We start from the raw sequence: 9665 nt of genomic DNA, 5'->3' as shown, positions 1-9665 counted from the left end.
TCAGGCGTCTGCTTGTTTGAACGCCCCTCATCCGGCTCGCGTTCGCTCGCCACCTTCTCCGCAAGGGAGAAGGATCGTTCGCGTATCCTCCGGGTTGGCCGGTGTGTGTCCTCGAGATTAAGCGCTGAAGACCAAGAACGCGGCCAGGGCGCACGCGGCGAGATAGAACAATGTCATCAGAAGTCCGGGCCAGCGCGATGGGGTTTCGACCACCGGCACGGCGCGGTTGGGGTTCAGCAAGAAGCCGGACGCATTTCGATGGGCCGTGGGGTCTGGCTGATTCATGAGCTTCTTTCTTGGGCGATGGCGCGGTGCGTGTTCATGCGCGAGCGAGTGTGCAGCAGCGGGTGATCATCATCACGGCGAGGCCGTCCATGTTCAGACGCGTGATGAGCGACGGCAGGAAGCCTTCGGCCTGCAGCGCGTAAGCGATCTGACTCCATTGTTTGAAGCGTCCGGTGTCGGCGAGTTCGTATGCGCGTGTGCGCAGCGTGATGAAGGATTCGTCCGACATCTTTAGCTCCTGGCCTCGGCCGGTACGCAGACATCCCCGCTCTTTCGATATGGTGCGTTGCAATCCCATGCGTTGCCGGTTGAGCTCACATGCGCGTTTTCAGGCAGAATGAGCGCAGCGCATGTCAGGCCCGCGCGGACGAAGCCGTGCCCGCAGATCCAATCGTCACCGCGTCGGCTCAGATAGGCATTTTCGGGGAGGGCGACGGTCACGCACATTGATCCGGACACCGCGTAGCCTCGGCTGCATTCCCAGCCACGCGTCGCGTTGCGGCTGAGATAAGCGCCTTCAGGCACGACGAGTGCTGCACAGCCGTCGCCTTCGCGCCGATGGCCGCGCGCGCATTCCCAATCGTTGCCGCGTTCGCTGAGGTACGCGTTGGCGGGAATGGCGACGGCAGCACAGCGATCGGTGCGCGCGACAAAGCCGCGATTGCAGTCCCAGCCGTTGCCGCCGGCATATTCTGAGAGGTAGCCGTTCTCGGGCACGACAATGGCGCGGCAGGCGCGGCCATCGGTGCGAAAGCCGCGCACGCACTCCCAGCGATCGCCGCGCGCGGCGAGGCGGGCGTTAGCGGGCAGCGCGATGGCGACGCACGCGCTGGTGGCGTCGGCGTAGCCGTAATCGCACTCCCAACCCGTGCCGTAGGCGCTGGCATGCGCGTTGGCGGGCGGTGTTGCGGCGTGTTGTGCAGAGGCCGGCAGCGTCATCGCAGATGAGAGCGCGAGCGCCAGGAAAAGTGCGCGGAGGATCATGGTGTCACCGGTGGGTCGATGATTGTCACCACGCGCCCTTGCTTGCGCAGTGCGGCGGCTGCGGCGTCGGCGCTGTCGGTGGCGTGGCGGCGGGTGCGATAGTCGCCGTAGAAGGCGCCGTCGAGCGTGATGCGCCAGATGCGGTGGCTGAGCGTGATGTTCAGTGTCGATGGCAGCGCGCTCATGCCGTGACCTCGATCAGCCTTGATATTGCGATCATTTAGCGCTCCACGCGCGTTCGGCCGCCCGTGCGGGCGGCGCAAAGCGAGACGTCTTGTTGCTGAAGCGTCAAGCGTAGCACGCTTGGTGTGAACTAGACAGACAATTGCACGCGCACAGTCAGCCGCGCCTTTGGGAACATAAGTGCGAATATGTCGGCGCCGGCGCGCGATCGCGCCTATGTGTGTTCCATCGTCGGCTTCCGTTGTGAGGCGCTCCGGCGGCTGGGAGAGGCAAAAGCGCTCCCGCTTCGGGGATTGCACATGAAGTCCGCACCAGCGCGCACGCATCTTTGGGTCTATTTCGTCGTGGGCGCGACCGCGTGGTTCATCGGCTCGGCTGTTTATGGCTTCGTGGTGAACGGATGAGCGCGCCGCTTTCGGCGCGGGCGTTGTGTCCGCTGTTCGCCGATATCGGACACTGCGGGAATCATTCCTTTACATAGAATGTGGCGTGCTGGCCGTCCTCGAATATGAGGAGGCGGCTACATTCAGGGCACTTCAATACCTCCAGACTCTCCGATGCGAACAAGAAGTATGCGCGAGCTAAGTCCTGCTTTCCCTTCGCGATAGATACGATGCCCTCGACAATATCCTCCCACTTGTCATCTGCCGTCAGACGCCACTTCATCGGACAGGGCGCGGAAACGTCCGAGATCACAAACCCGCATTTGCATCTGATATTCGACATGATCCGCTCCGATCATTGAAGTAGCGGGAACGTCCGCTCCGGGCCAAGAGCAGACTCAGCTCCGATAGTCGCCGTTGATTTCTACGTAGCGTTTGGTCAGGTCGCAGGTGTGCATGGTGGCGCGGCCGGCGCCGGGGCCGACGTTTACGGTGATCTCGAGTTCGGCGTTCTTCATGTAGGCGCTCATCGCGGCTTCGTCGTATTCGGCGCTGACCATGCCGTCGCGCGCGGCGTAGAGGTCGCCGAAGCGGACGCTGATCATTTCGCGCTTCATTGGCTGATCGGCGCGGCCGATGGCCATGACGATGCGCCCCCAGTTGGCGTCTTCGCCGGCGATGGCGGTTTTCACCAGCGGGCTTTCGCAAATGGTGCGGGCGATGATCTTGGCGCTCAGATCGTTGGCGGCGCCTTCGACATTGACGGTGACGAGCTTGGTCGCGCCTTCGCCGTCGCGCACGATCTGGATGGCGAGATCGCGCAGCACTTGGCTGAGTGCGGCGCGGAAGTTGGCGAGGCGCTCGTCCTGCGCGTCGGGGATCGGCGGCACGTTGGTTTGGCCGGTGGCGAACAGGAGCACGCAATCGTTGGTGCTGCGGTCGCCGTCGACGGTGATGCTGTTGAAGCTGGTTTCGGTTTCGTGCCGGAGCAGCGTTTTCAGGATCGGCGCGGAGAGTGCTGCGTCGGTGAAGACGAAGGCGAGCATGGTGGCCATGTTCGGCGCGATCATGCCGGAACCTTTGGCGATGCCGGCGATGTTCACGGTGACGCCGTCGATGGTGCAGCTGGCGCCTGAGCCCTTGGCGAAGGTGTCGGTCGTCATGATCGCGGCGGCGGCGTCGGGCCAGTTCACCGGTGCGAGCTTCATTTGAAGTAGCGCGGGCGGGATTTTCGTGTCGTCGAGCACGACGCCGATGACGCCGGTGGAGGCGGCGAGCATTTCGCGCGGTTCGACGCCGACGGCGGCGCCGGCTTCGGTGAGCGCGCGTTTGCACGCAGCATCACCAGCCGGGCCGGTGAAGGAATTGGCGCAGCCGGCGTTGACGAGGAGCCCGCGCGCGTTGCCGCGCGCGGCGGCGAGCGCTTGCTTGCACCAATCGGTCGGCGCCGAGCCGACGGCGTTGGTGGTGAAGACGCCGGCGGCCTTGGTGCCGGCGGGCATACGCATCAGCAGCAGATCGGGGCGCTCGTGCTTGTAGAAACCGGCGCGGCCGATCGCGGCTTCGAGACCGGCGATTGCAGGCAGATCGGGGAAACGCGCGGGCGCGAGCGGGGAGATTTTATCGGCCATGGGCGCGCTCTTCCGGCGCCTATGAGCGGAACGCAAGTGTTTGCAGGTTGGAGCGCGCGCCTCCGGCGCGCTTGCGGGCCAGGAGGCCCGCGCTCCAACCTTTCAGAGATTATTGCGTCGGGCCGGCGGGCGTTTCTTCGGCAGGCGCCGGCGCGGCGGGTTGTGGGCGTGGCGCTTCAGCGGCCGGGGCGGCTGGCGCTCCGCCTGTTACGCCGCCCGGGCCCATTGGGAACGGGAACGGTGGCGGCGCTTGGCCGACGGGGGCGCCGGCATCGGGCGCGGGACGGAGCGGTTCTTCTGGCGCAGTGGCGTCCGGCGGAACCGGGACGTCGTCGCTTGGCTCGGCGCCTTGCTCTTGTTCGCGCAGGCGCTCGATGCGCGCGTCGCGTTCGAGGCGTTCTTGTAGGCGGGTGATTTCCTGGAAGCGCAGCCAGTCGACGATGCGGGGACGCAACGTTTCCAAGCTCGGCACGCCACGCTCGCGGCGGTCTTCGACGCGAACGACATGCCAGGTGTTGTCGATCTGGATCGGACCCATCAGCTGGCCGACGTTGGCGTCTTGCACCGCCGCGCGGATCGCCGGGGAAACGTCGCTCAACAGGCTCCAGCCCAAATCGCCGCCATCGGGGGCGGTGTCGCGTTCGGTGGAAAGCTCAAAAGCGAGGGCTTCAAATCTTTCGCCCGCATCGAGCCTTCTTTTGGCCGCGTCCGCGGCCTCACGTGAGTTGAACTGGATATGCCGCAAATGGATCTCGGTGCCTTGGCCCAACCGGCCGGCGTTCTCTTCGTAGAGACGGCGGATGGCGTCGGGGTTGGTGGCTTGCTGGTCGATCTCTTCGTAGATCGCGGCAGCGAGAACGCGCTCTTGGGCGTTCTCAAGCTGACGGCGGACGTCGGGCTGGCGGTCGAACCCGCGCGCTTCGGCTTCCATGGCGAAGAGGCGGAACTGGATCAGCTCTTCGAGCGCGAAATAGAAGGCGTCGGAATTGGCGTCGAGGTCTTCGCCTTCTTGCAGCAGGCCACGCGCAACGGCGTGGGCGCGCACGTCTTCGATGTAGATCGGGCGCCCGTTAACAGTTGCGGCGACAACAGGGTCGCGCACATTGCCGGGGCTGTCGTCGTTGCGACCGAGGCCGCAGCCGGAGAGGGTGAGCCCAATGGCGAGACCGACGCCAATCAGACCGGCGACGGACAGGAACTTTTTGCTGGGGGCCATGCGTTCTGCTCTCTGGATGGGGCGTCGTGCAAGGCTTGCGCCCAAGGCTACGTTCCCTGGGTCGCATTGACACCGCCCAGGGCCGCTCTTAAGTCTCGCCCACGCACCCGTCCAGAGTGTTTCCGCACCCGGTCGCGCGTCGGTGTGACACAGAAAAGCCAACGAGCTCAACGCTTTCCACCGATCCTCCCGCGCCCTGTCTTGAACGGCGCATCAACGTTAAGAATGCGCCCATGCTGAACCTCGCCAAGCAGATTTTCGGCTCCGTCAACGAGCGCAAGACCCGCCAACTCCGGCCGCTCGTCGCCAAGATCAACGCCTTGGAACCGACGTTCGAAGCGCTCTCCGACGAAGCGCTCCGGAACAAGACAAGCGAATATCGTCACAAGCTCGCACGTGGCGCGAAGATCGAGGACATCCTGCCGGAAGCGTTCGCCACGGTGCGCGAGGCTTCGAAACGCACGCTCGGCATGCGCCACTTCGACGTGCAGCTGATGGGCGGCATGTTCCTGCACCAGGGCAACATCGCTGAAATGCGCACCGGCGAGGGCAAGACGCTGGTGGCGACACTGCCGACGTATCTGAACGCGCTCGAGAGCCGCGGTGTCCACGTCATCACGGTGAACGACTATCTGGCCAAGCGCGACAGCGAGTGGATGGGGCAGGTCTATCGCTTTCTCGGCTTGAGCGTCGGCGTGATCGTGCACGGCCTGTACGACAACGAGCGCCGCCAGGCTTACGCGTCGGACGTCACCTACGGCACGAACAACGAGTTCGGCTTCGACTATCTGCGCGACAACATGAAGTATTCGCTGGGCGAGATGGTCCAGCGCGGCCACCGCTTCGCGATCGTCGACGAAGTCGATTCGATCCTGATCGACGAAGCGCGCACGCCGCTGATCATCTCCGGTCCGACCGAAGATCGCAGTGAGTTCTACAAATCGATCGACGCACTGATGCCGCTGTTGCGCGACGAGCATTTCGAGCACGACGAGAAGCAGCGCTCGGTGACCTACACCGAAGCGGGCTCGGAGCGGATCGAGGAAATGCTGGTCGAGCGCGAGCTGCTGCAAGGCTCGCTCTACGAGCCGGCGAACATCTCGCTTGTGCACCACGCCAACCAGGCGCTGCGCGCGCACAAGCTGTTCCACAAGGACAAGGACTACATCGTCAAAGACAACGAAGTGATCCTGGTCGATGAATTCACCGGCCGCATGATGCATGGCCGGCGCTTGTCGGAAGGTCTGCACCAGGCGATCGAAGCCAAAGAGCAAGTCAACATCCAGCCTGAAAACCAGACGCTAGCGTCGATCACGTTCCAGAACTATTTCCGCCTGTACGATAAGCTTGGCGGCATGACCGGCACGGCGTCGACGGAAGCGGCGGAATTCGGCGACATCTACAAGCTGGACGTGGTGGAAATTCCGACCAACCGCCCGGTCAAGCGCACCGATATCGACGACGAAGTCTATCGGACCGCGAAAGAGAAATACAAAGCCATCATCGCCGACATCGAAGAGACGCATAAGAACCAGCAGCCGGTTCTGGTCGGCACGGTGTCGATCGAGAAATCGGAAACGCTGTCGGCGCTGCTGAAGCAGCGCGGCATCCCGCACCAGGTGCTGAATGCGCGCTATCACGAACAGGAAGCGAGCATCGTCGCGCAAGCCGGCGTGCCGGGCTCGGTGACGATCGCCACCAACATGGCCGGCCGCGGCACCGACATTCAGCTCGGCGGCAACCTCGACATGCGGGTGAAGGCGGCGCTGAAGGGCGACGAAACGCCGGACCAGATCGCGGTGCTGAAGAAGCAACTTGCGGCCGACATCGAAGCCAAACGGCAAGTGGCGCTCTCCGCGGGCGGCCTCTACGTGCTTGGCACCGAACGCCACGAAAGCCGCCGGATCGACAACCAGCTACGCGGCCGCACCGGACGCCAAGGCGATCCGGGCAAGTCGAAATTCTACATCTGCCTGGAAGACGATCTGCTGCGCATCTTCGCGGCGGAGCGCCTGGATTCGATCATGCGCAGCCTGGGCATCCAGGAAGGCGAGGCCATCATCCACCCGTGGATGAACAAGGCGCTCGAAACTTCGCAGCGCCGCGTCGAGCAGCGCAACTTCGAAATCCGCAAGAACCTTTTGAAGTTCGACGACGTCATCAACGATCAGCGCAAGGCGATCTTCGAGCAGCGCATTGAGTTCATGCGCACCGCCGACGTCGCGCCGATCATCAAGGACATGCGCCACGACGTGGTGGAGAAGTTGGTCTGGCGGCACATGCCGGAGAAGGCTTATCCCGAGCAGTGGAACACGCCTGAACTGATGATCGAAGGCGAAGAAATCTTTGGCCTGGCGATACCGGTCGACCGCTGGGCGGCGGAGGAAGGCATCGCGCAGCACGAGATCATCGAACGGCTGACGCGCGAGATTGATCAAGCCTATGCGCAGAAGGCGGCGCAGCTTGGCCCGGAGCGCTTACGTGCGGTGGAGAAGCAAGTGCTGCTCTCCGTCGTCGACATGCGCTGGCGCGAGCACTTGAGCTTGCTCGATCACTTGCGTTCGGTGATCCACTTGCGCGGCTACGCGCAGCGCGATCCGCTGAACGAGTTCAAGACCGAAGCGTTTACATTGTTCGAGCGCATGTTGCTCGACCTGCGCACGACCGTGACGCGCATGATGCTTCGCCTGCAGATCGGCCAGGCCGACGAAGTGGCGAAGACGCCGCTGGCGCCGCCGAAGACCTACGAGATCCACCAGAACCCGGACACCGGCGAAAACGAAATGTCGCGCGCGCGCGACGACGTGCACCCGCTCGCGCCGGATGGGTTCGATCGGCACAATCCGAACACCTGGGGCAAGGTCTCCCGGAACGCACCGTGCCCGTGCGGGTCTGGGAAGAAGTTCAAATATTGCCACGGCACGCAGGAAGCGCAGAGCGCTTAGGGATCGTCGCGGTCTATGCGGCGGGCGATGGCGGCGGGCAGATCGCGAGCGCCGTGAAGAATGGCGACGATTTCGACGTCGTCTCCCATGGTCCTGTATATCAGCACGAACGGTCGCTCGGAGAGCGATCGCAATCCTTCGCCGAGTTCATTGCGTGGCCGACCCGCGAGCGGGTGTTGCCTGAGAATTTCGCATCGGGATCGCAAACGCGTGACGACACGATGCGCGCGCGCCGCGCTGTTCGCTGCGATGTGCAATGCGATTGCGGTTAAGTCCGCCTCCGCCTCTGGGCGGAAGACGATGCGGCTCATTTCTTTGCAGCAGCGTTGATCAGCGCTTCCACTCTAGAAAAGACATCGTCGGCTGGCGCGGAGGGCCGGGGATCGTTCATTGCGCGCGCTAGCTTTGCGCGCACGGCGTCAAGCTTGGCTGCCTCGGCCGCCTCCAGAGCGTCCAGGCCGGCCCGAACCACCTCGATTGGATCCGTCGCCGCGCCGCTATCGATGTGCGCCTGGACCTTGGCGGCCAAGTCAGGCGGGAGGGTCAGCGAATTGGACATGCGGGCAATATAGCACCAAACGGCGGGACTGCGAGGCGTCTAGTTTCGCCCCGCCAGCGTCGTCAGCAATACGCGCCAGTGCGTGAAGCCTTCGTAGAAGGCGGCGACGGGGATGCGTTCGTTGAGGCCGTGGGCGTTGTCTTCTTCGTCTGCGCTGACGATGCCGCCGACGCCGTAGGCCGGAATGCCGGCGGCGCGGAAGAAGAGGCCGTCGGTGGCGCCGGCTGACATGTAGGGCGTGATCACTGCGTTCGGGTGATTGGCGCGGAGTGCGGCACTGAGGGCGCCCATCACGTCAGCGCGGAGCGGAGACGCATCGCTCGCGTTGGCGGGCGCGATCAGCGCGACTTCGATGCCGGCGCCGGCGATGGCCCGCAGTTCGCTCTCTATGTCGGCAAGCGCAACTCCGGGGAAGACGCGGCAGTTCACGGTACCTGTCGCCGTTTGCGGCAGCGCGTTTTCAGCGTGGCCGGCGGAGAGCATGGTGGCGACGCACGTGGTGCGCAGTTGCGCCGCATAATAGGGATTACGCGACATCGTGCGGGCGGCGGCGCGGTCGCCGGGATTTTCGGCGAAGCGCAGCGCGGCGCGGCCGGTCGGGGTTTGATCGAGCGGCGCTTCGGCGCGGAAGCTGGCGATCGTGGTGTCGTTGTGCATCACCGGAAATTGGAAGGCGCGCAGGCGCGTGAGCGCCGCGGCGAGTTCGTAGATGGCGTTGTCTTCGCGCGGCGCGGAGGAGTGGCCGCCTTGGTTGCGCGCGGTGAAGCTGTAGCTCGCGTAGGTTTTCTCCGCGGTTTGCAAAGCGTAGAGCGCTTGACCGGCTGGGTTGATCACGCCGCCGCCGGCGTCTGCGTTGAGCGCGAATTCCGCGTCGCCGATCAGCGCGCGGTGTTCGCCCAAGAGCGCCATAGTCGTTGCGCCGCTGGTTTCTTCGTCGCCGGAAAACCAGATGATCAGATCGCGCGTCGGGCGGAAGTTTTCGCGGCGGAGTGAAATGAAGGTCTGCACGAGATGGGTGAGGCCGGCTTTGTTGTCGGAGGCGCCGCGGCCGAAAAAGTAGCCGTTCTCCTCCACCAACGTAAACGGATCGCGCTCCCATTCGCTGCGGCGCGCGGGCACCACGTCCATGTGCGCAATGAGCAGAACGGGCCGCCCGCCTGAGCTGTCGCCGCGATAGCGCACGAGCAGCCCGGCGGTTTGCGCGAGCGGCAGCACGTGCACGTCTTCGGCTGGAAAGCCCGCAGCGCGGAAACGGTCGGCGAGGTAGTTCGCCATCGCCGGCGTCTGGCCGCCTTCGATAGAGGTGTCGAGCGAGACGATGTGGCGGTAAATCTCCAGCGCTTCGGTGCGCTCGGCGGTGCTCGGCGTTTGCGCCTGCGCGGCGGTTGCGAGGCCGCACATGAGGACCGCGCCGAGAAGGTGCGTTTGCAGACGTCGAAGCATGAAATTCCCCAGTCGTTTCGGCCATGCTGGAGGCGG

11 protein-coding genes are annotated in these 9665 nt (G+C 64.3%); 1 reads left to right on the top strand and 10 read right to left on the bottom strand.

Annotation, left to right across the window (positions count from 1 at the left end):
* Positions 1-117: 117 nt before the first annotated feature.
* The 7 genes from DSM104635_RS16230 to DSM104635_RS16205 form a co-directional block, all read right to left on the bottom strand.
* Positions 118-285 (bottom strand): hypothetical protein, encoded by a 168-nt coding sequence (locus DSM104635_RS16230; RefSeq protein ID WP_158767214.1) that lies wholly within the window; start codon positions 283-285, stop codon positions 118-120.
* A 34-nt stretch (positions 286-319) separates the two neighbouring features.
* Positions 320-514 carry a hypothetical protein gene (locus DSM104635_RS16225; RefSeq protein WP_158767213.1) on the bottom strand — a complete coding sequence of 65 codons (195 nt, stop codon included), beginning with the start codon at positions 512-514 and terminating at the stop codon, positions 320-322.
* Positions 515-516: 2 nt separating this feature from the next.
* A complete protein-coding gene (locus tag DSM104635_RS16220; RefSeq protein WP_158767212.1) occupies positions 517-1269 on the bottom strand; it encodes a hypothetical protein in 753 nt (250 codons plus the stop codon).
* Positions 1266-1454: a hypothetical protein gene (locus DSM104635_RS16215; RefSeq protein ID WP_158767211.1), complete on the bottom strand. Its 189-nt coding sequence runs from the start codon at positions 1452-1454 to the stop codon at positions 1266-1268. The genes DSM104635_RS16220 and DSM104635_RS16215 overlap by 4 nt, the downstream gene beginning before the upstream one ends.
* A 463-nt stretch (positions 1455-1917) precedes the next feature.
* Positions 1918-2178: a DUF8617 domain-containing protein gene (locus tag DSM104635_RS20215; protein ID WP_521916539.1), complete on the bottom strand. Its 261-nt coding sequence runs from the start codon at positions 2176-2178 to the stop codon at positions 1918-1920.
* A gap of 55 nt (positions 2179-2233) precedes the next feature.
* Positions 2234-3466 carry a bifunctional glutamate N-acetyltransferase/amino-acid acetyltransferase ArgJ gene (gene argJ, locus DSM104635_RS16210; RefSeq protein WP_158767210.1) on the bottom strand — a complete coding sequence of 411 codons (1233 nt, stop codon included), beginning with the start codon at positions 3464-3466 and terminating at the stop codon, positions 2234-2236.
* Between the two features lie 109 nt (positions 3467-3575).
* Entirely contained in the window at positions 3576-4682 is a 1107-nt protein-coding gene (locus DSM104635_RS16205) for a peptidylprolyl isomerase (protein WP_158767209.1), read from the bottom strand.
* Positions 4683-4915: 233 nt separating this feature from the next.
* On the opposite strand from DSM104635_RS16205, the gene secA reads away from it, so the two are divergent.
* The gene (secA, locus tag DSM104635_RS16200) at positions 4916-7627 is read left to right on the top strand and encodes a preprotein translocase subunit SecA (protein ID WP_158767208.1); all 2712 of its coding nucleotides are present in this window, start codon (positions 4916-4918) and stop codon (positions 7625-7627) included.
* Here secA and DSM104635_RS16195 read toward each other — a convergent pair.
* Genes DSM104635_RS16195 through DSM104635_RS16185 form a run of 3 tightly spaced genes read right to left on the bottom strand, consistent with a single transcriptional unit; the run spans position 7624 to position 9629 of the window.
* On the bottom strand, positions 7624-7938 hold the full coding sequence (locus tag DSM104635_RS16195) for a type II toxin-antitoxin system RelE/ParE family toxin (protein ID WP_158767207.1): 315 nt from the start codon (positions 7936-7938) through the stop codon (positions 7624-7626). The two genes, secA and DSM104635_RS16195, sit on opposite strands and share 4 nt — an antisense overlap.
* Positions 7935-8186 (bottom strand): ribbon-helix-helix domain-containing protein, encoded by a 252-nt coding sequence (locus DSM104635_RS16190; protein ID WP_158767206.1) that lies wholly within the window; start codon positions 8184-8186, stop codon positions 7935-7937. The genes DSM104635_RS16195 and DSM104635_RS16190 overlap by 4 nt, the downstream gene beginning before the upstream one ends.
* Positions 8187-8225: 39 nt before the next feature.
* Positions 8226-9629, bottom strand: coding sequence for a M20/M25/M40 family metallo-hydrolase (locus DSM104635_RS16185; protein ID WP_158767205.1), 1404 nt, complete (start codon positions 9627-9629; stop codon positions 8226-8228).
* Positions 9630-9665 lie beyond the last annotated feature (36 nt).

The organism is Terricaulis silvestris, from assembly GCF_009792355.1.
GTDB lineage: Bacteria > Pseudomonadota > Alphaproteobacteria > Caulobacterales > Aquidulcibacteraceae > Vitreimonas > Vitreimonas silvestris.
Note: the sequence above shows the minus strand (reverse complement) of the source record. Positions and strands in the feature narration are given on the sequence as shown.